This is a genomic window from Herbaspirillum sp. GW821-FHT09A12 (assembly GCF_059418325.1).
Genome location: NZ_JBWKPR010000005.1, coordinates 69228 through 87259 on the forward strand (window position 1 = coordinate 69228; position 18032 = coordinate 87259).

Below are 18032 nucleotides of genomic sequence, written 5' to 3' on the forward strand. Positions count from 1 at the left end.
AAAGTCAGGCGGGGACTGGGATTGTGGTAGAGTTCGCGTCCAACGATGCCTAAAAGTCAGAGACAGCTTCTCCCATGCCGGAACCGATACAGCGACGCAAGTTATACCAGGAAGTGCTGGAACGCCTGATGGGCCGTATCCATGCCGGCGAGTTTCCGCCGGATTCGCAATTGCCGTCCGAACGCGAACTGATGGAACAGTACGGCGTGGGCCGCCCCGCCGTGCGCGAGGCATTGCAGGCGATGGAACGCTCCGGCTTCGTCGAGATCGCCCATGGCGAGCGCGCGCGCGTGGTCGACCCGACCGCCGAGCGCCTGATCGCCCAGATCGCCGCCGGCGCCCAGCACCTGCTGCGCACCAAGCCCGACATGTTGCGGCACATGAAGGAAGCGCGCGTGTTCCTGGAAACCAGCACCGCCCGCATGGCCGCCGAGCGCGCCACTGAGGAGCAGGTGGCGCGCCTGCGCCAGGCGATCGCGGAGCACCGCGCCTCGATGGTCAACCTGGAAGAGTTCATCGAGCGCGACATGGCCTTCCACCGCGAGATCGCCGACATCAGCGGCAACCCCATCTTCCCTTCCATCGTCGAATCGATGTTCCGCTGGGCCAGCGAGTTCTACACCACGCTGGTGCGCGCGCCGGGCGCCGAGGAACTGACGCTGGCCGAACACCAGCGCATCGTCGACGCCATTGCCGCGCATGACGGCGATGCCGCCGCCGAGGCGATGCGCGCCCACCTGACGCGCGCCAACGAACTGTACCGGGCGCTGGGCCAGCAATAGCCGCCGGCGCCGGATTCTCCTGTGCAGGCCCGGGGGCGCCGCGTTAACATGACGGGTTGCCGGCGCCGATGCGCTGGTGCGCCGATTTCCGGGTTTCCTGTTTTGTTTTCGAGAGGTTGTCATGTTTTCCCATCTTCCCGCCTATGCCGGCGACCCCATCCTGAGCCTGATGGAGCAGTACCTGCGCGATGAGCGCCCCGGCAAGGTCAACCTCGGCATCGGCATCTACGCCGACGGCCACGGCGCCGTGCCGGTGCTGCCTTCGGTGCGCGGCGTCGACCAGGCCCTGGCCGGGGTCGCCACACCTTATACCTACCTGCCGATGGAAGGGCATGCCGGCTACCGCCAGGCGGTGGCGCAACTGCTGTTCGGCGCCGAACAGCCGGCGCCGGAACACCTGGCCGTGGTGCAGACCCTGGGCGGCTCCGGCGCGCTCAAGGTGGGCGCCGACCTGATCACGCGCTTCTTCCCGCAGCCGACCATCTGGATTCCCGATCCGACCTGGGACAACCATATCGGCATTTTCGAAGGCGCCGGCTTCAAGACCGAGCGTTATCCCTATTACGATGGCAAGACCCATGGCCTGGCCTTCGACGCCATGCTGGCCACGCTGGATGCGTTGCCCAGGGGCGCGGTGGTGCTGCTGCACCCGTGCTGCCACAACCCCACCGGGGTCGACCCGCTGCGCGAGCAATGGGTGCGGATCATCGACACGGTCGAGCAGCGCGGCCTGCTGCCGTTCTTCGACCTGGCTTACCAGGGTTTCGCCGCGAGCCTGGAGGAAGACGTGTGGGCGGTGCGCGAATGCGTGCGCCGTGGTATCGCCTTCTTCCTCAGCAATTCGTTCTCCAAGATCTTCTCGTTGTATGGCGAACGCGTGGGGGCGCTGTCGGTGTTCTGTCCGCATCCGGACCAGGCCGCCAATGTGCTGGGCCAGTTGAAGCTGACCGTGCGCCGCAACTACTCCAGCCCGCCGATGCATGGCGCGCTGATCGTGGCGCGCGTGCTGTCGGACGCCTCACTGCGCACGCAATGGCAAGCCGAGGTGGAACAGATGCGTGTGCGCGTGCGCGACATGCGCGTCAAGCTGAGTGACCAACTGAAGGCTGCCGTGCCCGACCGCGATTTCGGTTTCCTGCTGCGCCAGAACGGCATGTTCGGCTACACCGGGCTGAGCGCCGCCCAGGTCGAGCGCCTGCGCGACGAGTTCGGCGTGTACGCCGTGGCCAGCGGCCGCATCTGCGTGGCCGGCCTGAACGACGGCAACGTGGCGCGCGTGGCCGAAGCGATGGCCGAGGTGCTGCGTGGCTGAGGCGCTCGCCAAGCCGGCGGCGCCGGCCGATGTGCGCCACAAGGGTTATGAGGATGCGCTGGCGCTGGTGATCGGCACCCTGTTCGTCTCGCTGGGGGTGAACATGTACAGCCATGTGGGCCTGCTCACCGGCAGCACCGCCGGGTTGGCCTTCCTGGTGCATTACCTGACGGGGTGGCCGTTCGGGGTGGTGTTCTTCACCATCAACATTCCGTTCTACTACTTCGCCTTCCGCCGCATGGGCCTGCGTTTCATGGGCAAGACGTTTTGCGCGGTGGCGCTGGTGTCGGGCTTTTCGCTGTTGCATCCGCAGTTCATCGCATATGAGAAGCTCAACCTGTTCTATTGCGCCATCCTCGGCGGCTTGCTGATGGGCACCGGTTTCGTGATGCTGTTTCGCCATGGCGCCAGCCTGGGCGGCATCAATGTGGTGACGCTGTTCCTGCAGGACCGCTACGGCCTGCGCGCGGGCAAGCTGCAGATGGGCGTGGATGTGGTGATCGTGCTGGCGTCGCTGTTCGTGGTCACGCCGACGGTGCTGCTGGCGTCGATCGCGGGCGCGGTGGCGGCCAACCTGGTGATCGCGCTGAACCATCGTCCCGGTCGCTACATGGGCATGTAAGGCGGCGGTACCGGCTCCGCCGTCGTCCAGGCGGAAACCGGGACGACGGCGACCGGCAGAGGCCGATGTATCGAAGAGCACCCGTGTGGTGCTCTTTTTTCATTTCATTCCATCACCAGCGAGCGATGCGCGCTGACTCCCGCCATGACGCCCGAGGCCGACGCCATGGTGGCGTTGTGGAAGGCTGCGGCGGCATCGCCGGCGGCGAAGACGTGCTTCACCGAGGTCTGGCGCAATTCGTCGGTGCGGATATAAGGCCCCATCGGCCCTTGTTCGAAGGCGCAGCCCAGTTGCATCGCTAGCGGGCTGGCCATGTGCACGCGCGGGCCGACGAATACCGCGCCGATCTCCACCGTGCGGCCATCGGCCAGGCGCAGGGCTGCGATGTCGGGAGCAGTGCCGAGCACCGCGATGACCGGTGTGCGTTCTATCGTCACGCCGCGCTTGGCCATCTGCTTCAACTCCTGCTCTTCCGGTTCGAACTGGCCTTGCGTGAAATAGGTGGTCGGCCCCCAGTCCGGCAGCATCAGTCCCTGATGGGCCGACAGCGGGGTGGTGGCGATCACGCCCAGTTTGCGGTCGCGCACTTCGTAGCCGTGGCAGTACGGACAGTGGATGGCGGTCTGCCCCCAGCGTTCCTGCAGGCCGGGGATGGCGGGCAGCTCGTCGCGCACGCCGGTGGCGAGGAGCAGGCGGCGTGCGCTGAAACGCCTGCCGTCGTCCAGTGTCACGGCAACGCCATGGTCGTCGGCAGTGGCGTGCTCTGCCTGCGCCATTGCCAGCGCGAAAGTCGGATAGGCGAGCAACTGCTCTATGGCGATCGCCATGATCTCATGCGGGGCGACGCCGTCCTGGCCAAGGAAGCCGTGCGAGGCTTCTGCGAAGCGGTTGCGCGGCTGGCCGGCGTCGACCATGAGGACGTTGCGGCGTGCGCGCGCCAGCTGCATGGCGGCCGAGGCGCCAGCGAAACTGGCGCCGACGATGATGACATCGTATTGCATGGAATTTCCTTTCATGGAGGATGCATGGAACGCCGGCGGCTTTGCGCGGATGCGGGCATGAGCTGCCCCGCACGCCTTGCGATGCAAGGCGCGTAAAGATGTCGGCAGGGAAGGGCGGTTCCTGGCGAACGTTAATGCGGCGGCGGCTGGCCCAGCTTGAAGTGCGGGCCGATGTCGCGCGCCAGGTCGGCCAGCGTGATGCCGGCCAGGCGTTGGTCGAGCAGGCGGTTGGCTTCGTCCAGGGCATCGTCGAGTGCGCGATTGACGGCGATCTCGACCAGGCAGCCGGGGGATTCTTCGCGTGCGCCCAGCGTGATCAGGCGTTCACCGAGTGCTTGCTGGACCTGCTGCAGGCTGATCTGCGCCATCGGCCGCGCGAGCGACCAGCCGCCGCCATGGCCTTTGGTGGACGTGACAATGCCGGCCTCGCGCAGCCCGGCGAAGGTGCGGCGGATGACAACGGGATTGGTGTCGACCCAACCGGCGATCTGTTCCGAGGTCATCGCGGTGCCGGGACGTTGGCCCATGTGCAACAGGATGTGCAAGGCAATGGAGAGGCGGTCGCTGCGTTTCATGTAACTAATATTATTACGTGAAATGCGCGATGTCAACGATAAGAAAAATTCAGGCGCGTGCGATGCGGTAGACACAGCGTCGCCCGCCCGCCGGCAGGTGCTCTTCGCGCGTGACGCTGGCTTCGTCTCCCACCACTTCACGGAACAGCTGCAGTTCCGAGCGGCAAAACCCCTGGCAGCTTTGCGCGGCGGCGCAGATGGGGCAGTGGTCTTCCACCAGCAGCCAATCTTTCCCCTGCTTCTCGATGCGCGCCATGTAGCCCTCGGCGCTGCGGATCTCGGCCAGCTTTTCCAGCCGCTTCGGCAGCGCCGCGATGCCGGCGCAGTGGCGCTGGTAATCGGCGCGCATTTCCTGTTCGCGCTGGCCGATCAGCTGGTCCAGGCCTTGTTCGCCGAACAGCTGGCGGATCGAGCCGATCAGTTGCACCGTGAGTTGCGCGTGCGAATCGGGAAAGCGCGCATGGCCGGCGGCGGTCAGGTCCCAGTTCTGGCGCGGGCGGCCGGCGCGCGGCGCGGCATGTTCCTGGTGGCCGGCGATCAAGCCTTCGGCCACCAGTTTCTGGACTTGCTGGCGCGCGGCCTCGGCCGTCATGCCAAGCTCGCGTCCCAGCTCGGCGGTGGAGGCGGGGCCGCGCGTCTTGAGGCGGAACAGGATGCGCTCGGGGGTGGACGGCCCGGCCTGGTCCGTCGCGGCGGACAATTTATTTTCCAAGTGTTTACTTGTTAAATCCATGGGAACATTCTAAGATTCGGTCTAAATATCCAAATAACTGCTTGCATATTATGCCTGCTTCGGGGAATTGTCGAACCGGCCATGCAGGCGCCCCGGCCACCGGCCGCAGCCAGAGATGAAAGACATGATATGACGACCAACAGCTCTTCCACCGAAGCGGCATTGCAGCCCTCCGAACTCGCCGGACGCATCGCGTCCTGGGGCGAACTGCTCAACGCCCGCAACGCGCCGCGCGCGGTAGCGCTGACCGGCGGCGTGGCGCTGCATGCGATCAATGTGCACATCGTCACCACCATCCTGCCGTCGGTGGTGCGCGACATCGGCGGCCTCGATTACTACGCCTGGAACGTGACCCTGTTCGTGGCGGCTTCCATCATCGGTTCCACCCTGACCGGCAAACTGCTCTCGACCCTGGGCGCGCGCCGCACCTACCTGCTGGGGCTGGCGGTGTTCGGCGCCGGCGCGCTGGTGTGCGCCGCCGCCGGCAGCATGACGTGGATGCTGGCCGGGCGCGCGGTGCAAGGCATCGGCGGCGGCCTGCTGGCGGCGCTGGGGTATGCGCTGATTCCCCTGGTGTTCGAGCAGCGCCTGTGGTCGCGCGCGATCGCACTGGTGTCGGGCATGTGGGGCATTTCCACCTTGCTGGGGCCGGCGGTGGGCGGGCTGTTCGCCGCCAGCGGCCATTGGCGCCTGGCGTTCTGGGCGCTGATGCCGTTGCTGCTGTTGCAGGCCATCCTGGTGACGGCGCAACTGGGGCCGCGTTCAGTCAAGATGGATAACACGCAGGACAACGCCATGCCCTTGGGCCGTATCCTGCTGCTGGCGGCTTCGGTGCTGTTGGTGGCGCTGGCCGCGCAGGCCGATGCCGGATGGAAAGCCGCGGCCTGCGTTGCCGGCGGCGCCTTGCTGGGCTTGCTGGTGATGCGCATCGATTTGCGCCATCGCATCAGCTTGTTGCCGCGCAGCGGCTATGCGCTTTCCTCAGAAATGGGAAAAGTGTTTGCCTGCGTGTCGCTGCTGGTGATCGGCAGTTGCACCGAAATCTTCGTGCCGTATTTCTTGCAGATGCTGCATGGCTACCAGCCGCTGGCGGCCGGTTACATGACGGCCGCCATGGCGGGAGGCTGGAGCATCGGTTCGCTCGCCAGTTCGGGACGCAGCGGCGCGGCGGCCGACCGCATGGTGCGTATCGGCCCGCTGCTGATGGCGCTGGGCCTGATGGCGCTGGCGCTGTTGTTGCCGGGCCGGCTGCTGGCGGCGAGCCTGGCTGCCGATGCCAGTATCGTGCTGGCGTTGGCCGCGGCCGGCATGGGGATCGGACTGGGCTGGCCGCACCTGATCGCGCGCGCATTGCATGCGGCCAAGCCGGGCGAAGAGAACCTGACGTCGTCGGCCGTGACCACCGTGCAGTTGTACGCCATGGCGATGGGGGCGGCGCTGGTCGGCCTGACGGCCAACGAAGCCGGTCTTACCGTGCCGGGCGGCGTGGCCGGCGCGCAGGATGCGGCGGCGGTGCTGTTTGCGGTATTCGCGCTGGCGCCGGCGCTGGCGGTGCAACTGGCCCGGCGCCTGACGCGCGCGCATTGAAGCTACTGGCGCAATAAGGAGGAGGGCGATGATGGCGACGCCTGCCGAACTGGATGAGATCGGGTATTACCTGTTGCTGGCCGAGTTCGACTTGTTGTGGTCGCGCCGGCCGCTGCCGGGCGACCGCCAACGCATGGATCAGATGATGCGTTTGATCGAGGCGTTCGAAGCGATGCGGCGAATCGCCTCTTCGGCCTGATCGAGCTCGGCCGCCGGCAGGCGCAGCCGCAAGTGGGCCAGCGTGTCGTGGCGGCTGTCCAGCAATGCGTAGTTGTGTTGCGCCAGCCAGTGGCGCAGCTGCGGTTCGGCGGCATAGCTGACGCCGATGTCGAGCTCGGCTTGCAGCACTCGTTCGATGCGTTCGGCGTGCTTGAGCGCGGTGGCGATCGCTTCGGTGTAGGCCCGCACCAGGCCGCCCGCGCCCAGTTTGATGCCGCCGTAGTAGCGCACCACCATCGCCAGCACGCCATCGAGTTCATGATGGCGCAGCACTTCCAGCATCGGCCGCCCGGCGGTGCCCGAGGGTTCGCCATCGTCCGACATGCCGGAATGGCCGCCGGCCATCAGCGCCCAGCACACATGCGTGGCGCCGCGGTGGGCGTCGCGCATGCGTTCGACTTCCTGTATCGCGGCCTCACGGCCGGCCACCGGCATGACGATGCCGATGAAGCGGCTCTTGCGGATATCCAGTTCGATCTCGGCGCGCGCGGCGATGGTGAAGGTGGGCATGGCGGGCGGATGCGCGACTCAGGCGCCGCTGCCCTTGAGCAGCGCCAGTTCGGCCTGCAGGCCCTGGTTCTCTTGCGTCAATCGGGTCACGCGCGCCTGCAGCGCGCCGATTTCGCGGCGCAGCGCGGCGGTGACTTCGTTTTCCATGCCTTCCACGACGGCCACCGCGCTGCCTGCGCCTTCACCTTCGCCATCGTTTGCCTTGGGCGCGCGCGGCGTGCGGGTGGCGGCCTTTTGTTCGCGCACTTTCTTGGCGGCTTCGCGCAGTTCCTTCTTGCCGCCGGCTACCGCGTTGACCTGGACATCGCTGGGCAGCGAAGCCACCGCGGCGGCGGCGTTGATGGAGATGGCGCCGCTGCGCACCGCCTGCACCAGTTCCGGCGCGGCAGTCTTGCGGATGCGGTCGATCTGGCCGATGGTGGCGCTGCTAATGCCGGCGGCGCGGGCGATGTCTTCGCGTGTCTTGATCGGCGCGGCGCCATCGGACGAGGTGTCCCATGGCGGATCGCCGCCATCGGCCGGCGCGGCGTTGGCGCCGCCGGATGTGTTGGGTTCGGCAGCGGCATTATCGGCGTCGGCGGCGTCAGCGGCGGCCTTGGACGGCTTGGCGTCGGCCTTGATGCGGGTGGCGAGGATGTCGCGCTTGCGCAGCGCCAGCATGCCGCGCTGGAAATCGGAGACGCTGCGGCGGCCCAGCTGGTTGTCGATCATCCACAGCAGCACGTCTTCCAGCGACTTGAAGCTGTCGTTCTGCACGGTCTTGAATTCGAGTTCGTACTTGCGGCAGATCTCGTAGCGGTTGTGGCCGTCGATCAGCACCTCGCCCCACAGCACCAGCGCGTCGCGGCAGCCTTCGGCCAGGATGCTGCGCTCAAGCGCGGCGTATTCGTTGGGGGTGAGGGGATCGATGTACTTTTGCAGTTCTTCGTTGATGACGATATTCATGGACTTCGTTCTATCGTTTGCATGGCGGAGCCGGATTCGGAACCGGGCGGCGCATTCTACACCAGCGGGCGGGCGCGGCCGTTGCAAGTGGCTTCAAGTAAAATGACGCGGCGTCGTCAGCGGGCGCGGCCGCCATCGTGGCGACTTGTGTATGGCTGCTGGTTTCTCCTGGTTACTATTTCTCTCCATGCGTATCGCTTCACACCTGGCGACCCTCGCCGTCCTGACATCTTCCCTGTTGCTGGCCGCCTGCGGCACGACCACCTGGCTGCCCGGCTCTTCCGACGCCAAGCCGGCCGAATCGGCCGCCGCCACGCCGGCGCCGCCGGCCGCGACGGCGCCGAAGAAAATCCGCATCGGCCTGGCCCTGGGCGGCGGCGCCGCGCGCGGCTTCGCCCATATCGGCGTGATCAAGGCGCTGGAGTCGCAGGGCATCGACGCCGATATCGTCGCCGGCACCAGCGCCGGCAGCCTGGTGGGCGCGCTGTATGCGGCCGGTAATGACGGTTTCGCGCTGCAGAAGCTGGCGCTGCAGATGGACGAGGCCACCATTTCCGACTGGTCGGTGCCGTTCTTCGCCAAGGTCGCCGGCGTGCTCAAGGGCGAGGGCGTGCAGAACTACGTCAACAAGGCCCTGAACAACTTGCCCATCGAGCAATTCAAGATCCCATTCGGCGCGGTGGCGACCGACCTGAAGAGCGGCCAGCCGATCCTGTTCCAGCGCGGCAATGCCGGTATCGCGGTGCGGGCGTCGTCGGCGGTGCCGGGGGTGTTCCAGTCGGTCAAGATCGGCGACCGCTATTATGTGGACGGCGGCCTGGTGGCGCCGGTGCCGGTGCGCTTCGCGCGGCAGATGGGGGCCGACTTCGTGATCGCGGTCAACATCTCGGCGCAGCCCGAGGGGCAGGCGTCGGCCAGTTCGCTGGACGTGCTGCTGCAGACGTTCGCCATCATGGGGCAAACCATCAACCAGTATGAATTGAAGAACGCCGACATCGTGCTGCAGCCCAGCCTGGGCGCCATGAAGGGCAGCGACTTCGCCAGCCGCAACGTGGCCATCCTGGCCGGCGAGCAGGCGGCGATGGCGGCCATGCCGGAGATCAAGCGCAAGCTGAAGTTGCTGGCGGGGAATTGAGCGGGGTCAAGGCAACGTCAGCATCAGCAGCATCAGCGCCGGAAAAGACAAAGCCGCCAGAAGGCGGCTTTGTCGCATGCAATGCATCAGAATGGTGCCGGATGACGCTGGATGGTGCTTATTGGGTATCGCTGTCGTCCGTGGCGATCCGGCGCGCGCCGCTGAAACGTTTCTTCCAGTAGGACTCGTCCATGCTCTCGATGCGAACCTGGCCGCCGCTGGAGGGCGAGTGGATGAACTTGCCATCGCCCAGGTAGATGCCGACGTGGGAGAAGCTGCGGCGCAAGGTGTTGTAGAACACCAGGTCGCCGGGCTGCAGGTTGTCCTTGCCGATCTTTTCGCCGACGCGGCTGATTTCAGCCGAGGTGCGCGGCAGGTCGGTGCCCCATGCTTCCTTGAAGACGTAGCGCACCAGTCCGCTGCAATCCAGGCCGGTATCGGGCGAATTGCCGCCGTAACGGTAGTTGATGCCCAGCATGGCCAGGGCCTGGGTTGCCAGTTCGGATGCGCGGTCGGTGATGGCTTGCAGGCGGGCGATGGCAAGATTGGTCTTGCTGATCTGCTGCAGGGCTTGCGGGGTTTGTGCCTGGGGAGGGGGAAGATCCTGGGCCGCCAGGGAGAGGTCGGCGGCGCCAGCCGATGCGCTGATCCAGAGTCCGGCCGCGAGCACGCACGCTCGCACGGTTTGGCGTCGGAATCGGACAGATCGGCGTAAAGTCATCAGGATCCTCTGGAAGTAGGATTGCGGGACTGTAAGTGAATTCTTATAGCGTGTCAAAAGCTAATTTCATGCCAGCTTGCAATAATTGCATTATTTCTAGGGCCTGGCCGGGATTTTTCTGCTTCCCATCGGCAAGCATTTTTCATGCAAGGGGCGGATATTGTTAGTAATTTCTTTTTTGCGCTAAACGATTTACGGCCGGTATCAGGTTGCTGGTCCCCGGCGGCTTGCATGAAAAACGCTTACTGAAGAGTTTGTTCAGGCCTGATGTCAAAACATCTTTCTCGCCGTACAATCACCGTTCAATTTTTTTCAGCACACCGGAGCCAACATGCAAACCAAACCATTCCTGACGCTGGACGATGTCAAGAAGATCGCCGCCGGCGCGGAAGCCGAAGCGAAGGCCAACAACTGGGCCGTGACGATTTCCATCGTCGACGATGGCGGCCATCTGCTGTGGCTGCAACGCCTGGACGGCGCCGCCCCGATCTCCGCGCACATCGCCCCGGGCAAGGCGCGCACCGCCGCGCTGGGTCGCCGCGAAACCAAGATCTATGAAGACATGATCAACAACGGCCGCTTCTCCTTCCTGTCGGCGCCCGAGCTGGATGCGCTGCTGGAAGGCGGCTTGCCGGTCGTGGTCGATGGCCATTACGTCGGCGCCGTGGGCGTGTCGGGCGTGAAGTCGTCGGAAGACGTGCAGATCGCCAAGGCCGGCATCGCCGCCCTGGCGCTGTAATTCCGTTCCTCGCCGGCAGGCCGCGCCTGGCCGGCGAACCCCGCTATTTGCGTTCATTTGGACGCATCTTGCGGTAACTTTCGGCGATCCTGGATTTGCCGGAGGGAGTCTCTTGCGCTATAATTATGCGGTTTAGCTAATTTAAATTCCGTCGTAGCGCATACCCATCCTCCACCTCGTTCCAGCAGGCCAACAAGCACCCGAACCGAATGAGTCGGGGTCTTTGCGCCGGTCGGTTTGGTGCGCAAGGTCTTCCGGTCATCCAGCAGCGACGGTAACAATCTCAGGAGTTACCCTTGCTGCCTCTTCTTTCCGGTTCCGCGATTCCGGCAATCCTCGCGCTCGCAGACGGGTCTGTCTTTCAAGGATTTTCCATCGGCGCCGCGGGCAATACCACTGGCGAAGTGGTGTTCAACACGGCCATGACCGGTTACCAGGAAATCCTGACCGACCCCAGCTATAGCCGCCAGATCGTCACCCTGACTTACCCCCACATCGGCAATACCGGCGTCAACCGCGAAGACGTCGAAGCGTCGCAAATCCACGCCGCCGGCCTGATCATCAAGGATCTGCCGCGCCTGGTGTCCAACTTCCGCACCCAGCAATCGCTGTCCGACTATCTGCAGGAAGGCAACATCGTTGCCATCGCCGGCATCGACACCCGCAAGCTGACCCGCATCCTGCGCGAGAAGGGCGCCCAGAACGGCGCCATCGTCGCCGGCGAGGCCAATATCGAAGCCGCCACCGCGAAAGCGCTGGAACTGGCGCGCGCCTTCCCGGGCCTGGCCGGCATGGACCTGGCCAAGGTGGTGTCGACCCAGAAGGCCTACAACTGGACCGAGACCGAGTGGCAACTGGGCCGCGGCTACGGCCAGCAGATCACCCCGAAATTCCATGTGGTTGCGTTCGACTACGGCGTCAAGTTCAATATCCTGCGCATGCTGGCCCAGCGCGGCTGCAAGGTCACCGTGCTGCCGGCGCAGGCGACTGCCGCCGAGGCGCTGGCCCTGAATCCGGACGGCATCTTCCTGTCCAACGGCCCCGGCGACCCGGAACCTTGCGATTACGCGATCGCCGCGTCCAGGGAACTGATCGAGCGCGGCATCCCGACCTTCGGCATTTGCCTGGGCCACCAGATCATGGCGCTGGCTTCCGGCGCCAAGACGCTGAAGATGAAGTTCGGCCACCACGGCGCCAACCACCCGGTGCAAGACCTCGACAGCAAGCAGGTGATGATCACTTCGCAGAACCACGGTTTCGCCGTGGACCAGGCGACCCTGCCGGCCAATTGCCGCGTCACCCACGTCTCGCTGTTCGACGGCTCGCTGCAAGGTTTCGAGCGCACCGACAAGCCTGCTTTCTGCTTCCAGGGCCACCCCGAAGCATCCCCTGGACCGCATGACATCGCCCCGCTGTTCGACAAATTCGTGGCGATGATGGAGAAGAAACAAAATGCCTAAGCGTAACGACATTAAAAGCATCCTGATCATTGGCGCCGGCCCGATCATCATCGGCCAGGCCTGCGAATTCGACTATTCCGGCGCACAGGCCTGCAAGGCCCTGCGTGAAGAAGGTTTCAAGGTCATCCTGGTCAACAGCAACCCGGCCACCATCATGACCGACCCGGAAATGGCCGACGCCACCTACATCGAGCCGATCACCTGGCAAGCGGTGGAACGCATCATCGCCAAGGAAAAGCCGGATGCGATCCTGCCGACCATGGGCGGCCAGACCGCGCTGAACTGCGCGCTCGACCTGCACCGCCACGGCGTACTCGACAAGTATCAGGTCGAGTTGATCGGCGCCACGCCGGAAGCCATCGACAAGGCTGAAGACCGTTCCAAGTTCAAGGACGCCATGACCAAGATCGGTCTGGGTTCGGCGCGCTCGGGCGTATCGCACACGATGGAAGAATCGTGGGCGGTGCAGCGGGAGTTGGGCTTCCCGGTCATCATCCGTCCGTCCTTCACCATGGGCGGCACCGGCGGCGGCATAGCCTACAACGCCGAAGAATTCGAGACCATCTGCAGGCGCGGCCTGGAAGCCTCGCCGACCTCCGAACTGCTGATTGAAGAATCGCTGATCGGCTGGAAGGAATACGAGATGGAAGTCGTGCGCGACAAGGCCGACAACTGCATCATCGTGTGCTCGATCGAAAACCTCGACCCGATGGGCGTGCACACCGGCGACTCGATCACCGTGGCGCCGGCGCAGACGCTGACCGACAAGGAATACCAGATCATGCGTAACGCCTCGCTGGCGGTGCTGCGCGAGATCGGCGTGGACACCGGCGGCTCCAACGTGCAGTTCTCGGTGAACCCGGCTGACGGCCGCATGATCGTCATCGAAATGAACCCGCGCGTGTCGCGTTCGTCGGCGCTGGCTTCCAAGGCGACCGGCTTCCCGATCGCCAAGATCGCCGCCAAGCTGGCGGTCGGCTTCACGCTGGACGAACTGCGCAACGAAATCACCGGCGGCGCGACCCCGGCTTCGTTCGAGCCGTCGATCGACTACGTCGTGACCAAGATCCCGCGCTTCACGTTTGAAAAATTCCCGCAGGCCGACAAGCACCTGACCACCCAGATGAAGTCGGTGGGCGAAGTGATGGCCATCGGCCGCACCTTCCAGGAGTCGTTCCAGAAAGCCTTGCGCGGCCTGGAAGTCGGCGTCGACGGCATGAACGAAAAGACCACCGACCGCGAGACCATCGAGGAAGAGCTGGGCGAGCCCGGCCCGGACCGCATCTGGTACGTGGGCGACGCCTTCGCGCAAGGCTTCTCGCTGGAAGAAGTGCATGGCCTGACCCACATCGACCCGTGGTTCCTGTCGCAGATCAAGGAGATCGTCGACATCGAACTGTGGCTGGAAAAGGACGTGGCGCTGGAATCGCTGGACAAGGCCACCCTGTTCCAGCTGAAGCAGAAGGGCTTCTCCGACAGGCGCCTGGCCAAGCTGTTGAAGACGACCGACACCGTGGTGCGCGAGCTGCGCAAGAAGCTGGGCGTGCGTCCGGTGTTCAAGCGCGTCGATACCTGCGCCGGCGAGTTCTCGACCGACACCGCCTACATGTATTCGACCTACGACGAAGAGTGCGAGTCCAATCCCACCGACAAGAAGAAGATCATGGTGCTGGGCGGCGGTCCGAACCGCATCGGCCAGGGCATCGAGTTCGATTACTGCTGCGTGCACGCGGCGCTGGCGATGCGCGATGACGGCTACGAAACCATCATGGTCAACTGCAACCCGGAAACCGTCTCCACCGACTACGACACTTCCGACCGCCTGTACTTCGAGCCGGTGACGCTGGAAGACGTGCTGGAAATCGTCGACAAGGAAAAGCCGGTCGGCGTGATCGTGCAGTACGGCGGCCAGACCCCGTTGAAGCTGGCGCTGGACCTGGAAGCCAACGGCGTGCCCATCGTCGGCACCTCGCCCGACATGATCGATGCGGCCGAAGACCGCGAGCGCTTCCAGAAGCTGTTGCAAGACCTGGGCCTGCGCCAGCCGCCCAACCGCACCGCCCGCACCGAAGCCGACGCACTGCGCCTGGCGCAGGAAATCGGCTATCCGCTGGTGGTGCGCCCGTCCTACGTCCTGGGCGGCCGCGCGATGGAAATCGTGCACGAGCAGCGCGACCTGGAGCGCTACATGCGTGAGGCCGTCAAGGTCTCGCACGACTCGCCGGTGCTGCTGGACCGCTTCCTGAACGACGCCATCGAAGTCGACGTGGACTGCCTGTCCGACGGCGAGCGCACCTTCATCGGCGGCGTGATGGAACACATCGAACAGGCCGGCGTGCACTCGGGCGACTCGGCCTGCTCGCTGCCGCCGTACTCGCTGTCGAAAGACACCATCGACGAATTGAAGCGCCAGACCGCGCTGATGGCCAAGGGCCTGAACGTGGTCGGCCTGATGAACGTGCAGTTCGCGATCCAGCAGGCCGAAGTCGACGGCAAGACGGTCGACACCGTGTTCGTGCTGGAAGTGAACCCGCGCGCCTCGCGTACCGTGCCGTTCGTGTCCAAGGCTACCGGCCTGCAACTGGCCAAGATCGCGGCGCGCTGCATGGTCGGCCAGTCGCTGGACAGCCAGGGCATCAAGAACGAAGTGGTGCCGCCTTATTTCAGCGTCAAGGAGGCCGTGTTCCCGTTCGTCAAGTTCCCGGGCGTGGACACCATCCTCGGCCCTGAAATGAAGTCGACCGGCGAAGTCATGGGCGTGGGCAAGACCTTCGGCGAAGCCTTCGTGAAGTCGCAGATGGGGGCGGGCGTGAAGCTGCCGACCTCGGGCAAGGTGTTCCTGTCGGTGAAGGGCAGCGACAAGCCGCGCGCCGTGCAAGTGGCGCGCGACCTGGTCGCACTGGGCTTCTCGGTGGTGGCGACCAAGGGCACTGCGGCCGCCATCAGCGCCGCCGGCATTCCGGTGACGACCGTCAACAAGGTGGTCGAAGGCCGTCCGCACATCGTCGACATGGTGAAGAACAACGAGATCGCCCTGGTGGTGAACACCGTTGAGGAAAAGCGCAATGCGATTGCCGACTCCGGAGCGATCCGTACCTCGGCCCTGGCCGCGCGCGTGACCACCTTCACCACCATCGCCGGCGCCGAAGCCGCGGTGGAGGGCATGCGCCATCTGGACGCGCTGGATGTCTACGATTTACAAGGCCTGCATAAAGCTATACACTAAACCCACAACACGTTACTTTGCCGGCTGAATCAGGGTCGGCAAGCGCAGAGGGCATCTGAGCAATCGATGCCCTCTCTGACTTTTAGGACGACTCCCTGCGGCCACAACATGTTCAATGTTGCAGGGCAGCGCCGTCCAGGGGCCGCTAACAAAATCCTGCCACCGCAGCGCGGCCAGTGGGATTTTGTTAGCGGCTCTGAGTCGGACGCACGTGTTGGAGACGAGCTGACGGAACATCTGCAGCGGCGTTTCGTTCACCGGTAAAGATTGTTCCCATGAAAAGACCTCGACCAGTTGCCCTGTCGGCGACGGTGTTTTCTTTTTGCGTTTTCAGTCTGTTACGGTGGGCGCCGTCGGCGTTTTCCTCAATTCCATAACCTTGAGTAAGAGACTTATGAGCACAGTTCCCATGACCAAGCGTGGTGCAGAACTCCTGAAAGAAGAGCTGCAACGTTTGAAATCCAAAGATCGTCCGGAGGTCATCAATGCGATCGCCGAAGCGCGCGCGCAGGGCGACCTGTCGGAAAATGCCGAATATGAATCGGCCAAGGAACGCCAGGCGTTCATCGAAGGCCGCATTGCCGACCTGGAAGGCAAGCTGGGTTCGGCCCAGGTCGTCGATCCCACCGAGCTGAGCGCGGAAGGCCGCGTGGTGTTCGCGTCCACCGTGGACCTGGAAAACCTGGACAGCGGCGAGAAGGTGACCTACCAGATCGTGGGCCTGGACGAAGCCGATATCAAGGAAGCCAAGGTTTCCGTGACCTCGCCCATCGCGCGCGCATTGATTGGCAAGAGCGCCGGCGACGTGGTGGCGGTGGAAGCGCCGTCCGGCGTGAAGGAGTATGAAATCCTGGAAGTGCGCTACGTCTGATGAAGGCGGGTGCCGCCGCTGGCTCATGCCGCGGCGGTATCCCCGACTCCAGGCAGTAGTTGCAGCAATGAAAATGCCCGCAATCTGCGGGCATTCTGTTTTTCGGCGGTTTCCGTTTTCCCGGTTATCCCGGAAAGCGGGCATGTTCAGCCCAGCGGCTTCTTGGTGCTGCGCTGGCGCGGTTTGGCCTTGCGTACGTTGCCGCCGGCGGTGACGCGTTCATTGCCCTTGAGCATGATCTTGTTGACGGTGGGGCGCTTGGTCGTATGCGTCTTGACGATGGTGACCTCGCGCAGGCCGCCCTTGCTGCCGGCCGGCTTCTTTTTCTCGTCTTCCTTCTTGGGGCGATAGAGCACCAGCAGCTTGCCGATATGCTGGACCGGCGCCGCCTTGAGCTGTTCGCAGACGGTTTCGTAGATGGCAATGCGGGCCTCGCGGTCGTCGCCGAACACGCGGACCTTGATCAGGCCGTGGGAGTCGAGGCTCTTGTCGATTTCCTTCAGCACGGAGTCGGACAGGCCGCTTTCGCCGACGATCACGACCGGATTCAAGGCATGGGCCTGGGCGCGCAGTTCGCTGCGCTCGGCGGGGGTAAGTTTCAACATGGGAATGCGATGGCGGAACCGCGCCGGGCGGCGCGAAGCTGTCCCTGAAAGAGATAAAAACAGTATTCTACGCGAATGGCAAAGAACAAATTAAACAAAAACTGGTTACACGACCATATCAACGATCCTTATGTGAAGCTCGCGCAGAAGGAAGGCTATCGTGCGCGTGCGGCCTACAAGCTCAAAGAGATCGATGAAGAAGAGCGCCTGGTCAAGCCGGGACAGATCATCGTCGACCTGGGCTGCACGCCCGGCAGCTGGTGCCAGTATGTGCGCAACAAGCTGGCGGGGGCCGAGGGCGGCGGTATCCACGGCATCATCATCGGCCTGGATATCCTGCCGATGGACCCGATCGCCGACGTGCATTTCATCCAGGGGGACTTCCGCGAGGAAGAGCCGCTGCGCCAGCTGGAGGCCTTGCTGGATGGGCGCAAGGTCGATCTGGTGCTGTCCGACATGGCGCCCAACCTGTCGGGGGTGGCGATCGCCGATGCGGCGCGGGTCGAGTATCTTATCGATCTGGCAATCGAGTTCGCCCAGGCGCACATGAAGCCCGGCGGCGCGCTGCTGGTGAAATGCTTCAACGGCACCGGCTACAACGAACTGGTGCACAAGTTCCGCGCCGAGTTCAAGACGGTGGCCTCCAAGAAACCCAAGGCCAGCCGGGACAAATCTTCCGAAATCTTCCTGTTGGGGAAAATCCTGAAGAATCCTCGCTGAAAATCGGATAAAGTGGATCGAAGGTCGGCCTTATCTCCAATTCTCCGGTTCCAGCCTGTTTTGCGTCTTGTTTTGCGCCGCTTCAGCCCTATATCGCATTATAGGAAGCAACTTATGCTTGAGGTGGCTGTCATTTCGGCAAGATCGATGTAGTTTGCTTTCATCGCATATTTCCCCGAGTCGTGATTCCGATATTGGTTTGGCAATGCCCGCGTTGGCGATCAGGCCGGCGCGGCGTTGCAGGCAAGCACGACGGGATGGGCGGTTTC

General features: G+C 64.1%; 18 protein-coding genes. 11 read left to right on the top strand and 7 right to left on the bottom strand.

All coding sequences use genetic code 11. From position 1 onward, the window contains the following. Nucleotides 1-74 precede the first annotated feature (74 nt). From AC07N6_RS13935 to AC07N6_RS13945, 3 genes are all read left to right on the top strand, one after another. A complete protein-coding gene (locus AC07N6_RS13935) occupies nt 75-782 on the top strand; it encodes a transcriptional regulator NanR (protein WP_494782488.1) in 708 nt (235 codons plus the stop codon). Between the two features lie 121 nt (nt 783-903). Further along, complete coding sequence (locus AC07N6_RS13940; RefSeq protein ID WP_494782489.1) at nt 904-2094, top strand: amino acid aminotransferase; 1191 nt, start codon at nt 904-906, stop codon at nt 2092-2094. Continuing rightward, nucleotides 2087-2716 (top strand): YitT family protein, encoded by a 630-nt coding sequence (locus AC07N6_RS13945; protein WP_494782490.1) that lies wholly within the window; start codon nt 2087-2089, stop codon nt 2714-2716. Before AC07N6_RS13940 ends, AC07N6_RS13945 begins: the two co-directional genes overlap by 8 nt. A 104-nt stretch (nt 2717-2820) precedes the next feature. Here AC07N6_RS13945 and AC07N6_RS13950 read toward each other — a convergent pair whose 3' ends face one another. From AC07N6_RS13950 to AC07N6_RS13960, 3 genes are all read right to left on the bottom strand, one after another. Continuing rightward, nucleotides 2821-3717, bottom strand: a complete 897-nt coding sequence (locus AC07N6_RS13950; protein WP_494782491.1) for an NAD(P)/FAD-dependent oxidoreductase — start codon at nt 3715-3717, stop codon at nt 2821-2823. Between the two features lie 131 nt (nt 3718-3848). Then, a complete protein-coding gene (locus AC07N6_RS13955; RefSeq protein ID WP_494782492.1) occupies nt 3849-4292 on the bottom strand; it encodes an Rrf2 family transcriptional regulator in 444 nt (147 codons plus the stop codon). Nucleotides 4293-4341: 49 nt separating this feature from the next. Beyond that, nucleotides 4342-5025 (bottom strand): helix-turn-helix transcriptional regulator, encoded by a 684-nt coding sequence (locus tag AC07N6_RS13960; protein WP_494782493.1) that lies wholly within the window; start codon nt 5023-5025, stop codon nt 4342-4344. Nucleotides 5026-5154: 129 nt separating this feature from the next. Between AC07N6_RS13960 and AC07N6_RS13965 the strand changes: the two genes are divergently transcribed. Together AC07N6_RS13965 and AC07N6_RS13970 are read left to right on the top strand one after the other, a co-directional pair. Further along, nucleotides 5155-6612, top strand: coding sequence for an MFS transporter (locus AC07N6_RS13965; RefSeq protein WP_494782494.1), 1458 nt, complete (start codon nt 5155-5157; stop codon nt 6610-6612). A gap of 28 nt (nt 6613-6640) precedes the next feature. Continuing rightward, nucleotides 6641-6811 (top strand): hypothetical protein, encoded by a 171-nt coding sequence (locus AC07N6_RS13970; RefSeq protein ID WP_494782495.1) that lies wholly within the window; start codon nt 6641-6643, stop codon nt 6809-6811. On the opposite strand, the gene AC07N6_RS13975 is transcribed toward AC07N6_RS13970, so the two are convergent. Beyond that, complete coding sequence (locus tag AC07N6_RS13975) at nt 6751-7341, bottom strand: IMPACT family protein (RefSeq protein WP_494782496.1); 591 nt, start codon at nt 7339-7341, stop codon at nt 6751-6753. The two genes, AC07N6_RS13970 and AC07N6_RS13975, sit on opposite strands and share 61 nt — an antisense overlap. 18 nt (nt 7342-7359) lie before the next feature. Continuing rightward, nucleotides 7360-8286, bottom strand: coding sequence for a ParB N-terminal domain-containing protein (locus tag AC07N6_RS13980; RefSeq protein ID WP_494782497.1), 927 nt, complete (start codon nt 8284-8286; stop codon nt 7360-7362). 187 nt (nt 8287-8473) lie between these two features. On the opposite strand from AC07N6_RS13980, the gene AC07N6_RS13985 reads away from it, so the two are divergent. Next, nucleotides 8474-9421, top strand: coding sequence for a patatin-like phospholipase family protein (locus AC07N6_RS13985; RefSeq protein ID WP_494782498.1), 948 nt, complete (start codon nt 8474-8476; stop codon nt 9419-9421). Nucleotides 9422-9539: 118 nt separating this feature from the next. Here the strand turns inward: AC07N6_RS13985 and AC07N6_RS13990 are convergent, their stop codons facing one another. After that, a complete protein-coding gene (locus AC07N6_RS13990; RefSeq protein ID WP_494782499.1) occupies nt 9540-10142 on the bottom strand; it encodes a C40 family peptidase in 603 nt (200 codons plus the stop codon). Between the two features lie 331 nt (nt 10143-10473). On the opposite strand from AC07N6_RS13990, the gene AC07N6_RS13995 reads away from it, so the two are divergent. The 4 genes from AC07N6_RS13995 to greA all read left to right on the top strand — a co-directional run bounded on the left by AC07N6_RS13995 (nt 10474) and on the right by greA (nt 16438). Beyond that, nucleotides 10474-10881 carry a GlcG/HbpS family heme-binding protein gene (locus AC07N6_RS13995; RefSeq protein ID WP_494782500.1) on the top strand — a complete coding sequence of 136 codons (408 nt, stop codon included), beginning with the start codon at nt 10474-10476 and terminating at the stop codon, nt 10879-10881. A gap of 296 nt (nt 10882-11177) precedes the next feature. Continuing rightward, a complete protein-coding gene (gene carA, locus AC07N6_RS14000; protein ID WP_494782501.1) occupies nt 11178-12341 on the top strand; it encodes a glutamine-hydrolyzing carbamoyl-phosphate synthase small subunit in 1164 nt (387 codons plus the stop codon). After that, entirely contained in the window at nt 12334-15567 is a 3234-nt protein-coding gene (gene carB / locus AC07N6_RS14005; RefSeq protein ID WP_494782502.1) for a carbamoyl-phosphate synthase large subunit, read from the top strand. Before carA ends, carB begins: the two co-directional genes overlap by 8 nt. A gap of 394 nt (nt 15568-15961) precedes the next feature. Then, the gene (greA, locus tag AC07N6_RS14010) at nt 15962-16438 is read left to right on the top strand and encodes a transcription elongation factor GreA (protein ID WP_494782503.1); all 477 of its coding nucleotides are present in this window, start codon (nt 15962-15964) and stop codon (nt 16436-16438) included. Nucleotides 16439-16584: 146 nt separating this feature from the next. Here the strand turns inward: greA and yhbY are convergent, their stop codons facing one another. Further along, complete coding sequence (gene yhbY / locus AC07N6_RS14015) at nt 16585-17043, bottom strand: ribosome assembly RNA-binding protein YhbY (RefSeq protein ID WP_494782504.1); 459 nt, start codon at nt 17041-17043, stop codon at nt 16585-16587. A 75-nt stretch (nt 17044-17118) separates the two neighbouring features. Between yhbY and AC07N6_RS14020 the strand changes: the two genes are divergently transcribed. After that, nucleotides 17119-17763, top strand: a complete 645-nt coding sequence (locus tag AC07N6_RS14020; protein WP_494782505.1) for an RlmE family RNA methyltransferase — start codon at nt 17119-17121, stop codon at nt 17761-17763. Nucleotides 17764-18032: the final 269 nt, after the last annotated feature.

Coding starts and splice junctions, on each gene's coding strand:
- AC07N6_RS13965 (WP_494782494.1), top strand. CDS start 5,155: ATGACGACCAACAGCTCTTCCACCGAAGCGGCATTGCAGCCCTCCGAA.
- AC07N6_RS13990 (WP_494782499.1), bottom strand. CDS start 10,142: ATGACTTTACGCCGATCTGTCCGATTCCGACGCCAAACCGTGCGAGCG.
- yhbY (WP_494782504.1), bottom strand. CDS start 17,043: ATGTTGAAACTTACCCCCGCCGAGCGCAGCGAACTGCGCGCCCAGGCC.
- AC07N6_RS13985 (WP_494782498.1), top strand. CDS start 8,474: ATGCGTATCGCTTCACACCTGGCGACCCTCGCCGTCCTGACATCTTCC.
- AC07N6_RS13980 (WP_494782497.1), bottom strand. CDS start 8,286: ATGAATATCGTCATCAACGAAGAACTGCAAAAGTACATCGATCCCCTC.
- carB (WP_494782502.1), top strand. CDS start 12,334: ATGCCTAAGCGTAACGACATTAAAAGCATCCTGATCATTGGCGCCGGC.
- AC07N6_RS13935 (WP_494782488.1), top strand. CDS start 75: ATGCCGGAACCGATACAGCGACGCAAGTTATACCAGGAAGTGCTGGAA.
- AC07N6_RS13955 (WP_494782492.1), bottom strand. CDS start 4,292: ATGAAACGCAGCGACCGCCTCTCCATTGCCTTGCACATCCTGTTGCAC.
- AC07N6_RS13975 (WP_494782496.1), bottom strand. CDS start 7,341: ATGCCCACCTTCACCATCGCCGCGCGCGCCGAGATCGAACTGGATATC.
- AC07N6_RS13970 (WP_494782495.1), top strand. CDS start 6,641: ATGATGGCGACGCCTGCCGAACTGGATGAGATCGGGTATTACCTGTTG.
- AC07N6_RS13950 (WP_494782491.1), bottom strand. CDS start 3,717: ATGCAATACGATGTCATCATCGTCGGCGCCAGTTTCGCTGGCGCCTCG.
- greA (WP_494782503.1), top strand. CDS start 15,962: ATGAGCACAGTTCCCATGACCAAGCGTGGTGCAGAACTCCTGAAAGAA.
- AC07N6_RS14020 (WP_494782505.1), top strand. CDS start 17,119: ATGGCAAAGAACAAATTAAACAAAAACTGGTTACACGACCATATCAAC.
- AC07N6_RS13995 (WP_494782500.1), top strand. CDS start 10,474: ATGCAAACCAAACCATTCCTGACGCTGGACGATGTCAAGAAGATCGCC.
- AC07N6_RS13960 (WP_494782493.1), bottom strand. CDS start 5,025: ATGGATTTAACAAGTAAACACTTGGAAAATAAATTGTCCGCCGCGACG.
- AC07N6_RS13940 (WP_494782489.1), top strand. CDS start 904: ATGTTTTCCCATCTTCCCGCCTATGCCGGCGACCCCATCCTGAGCCTG.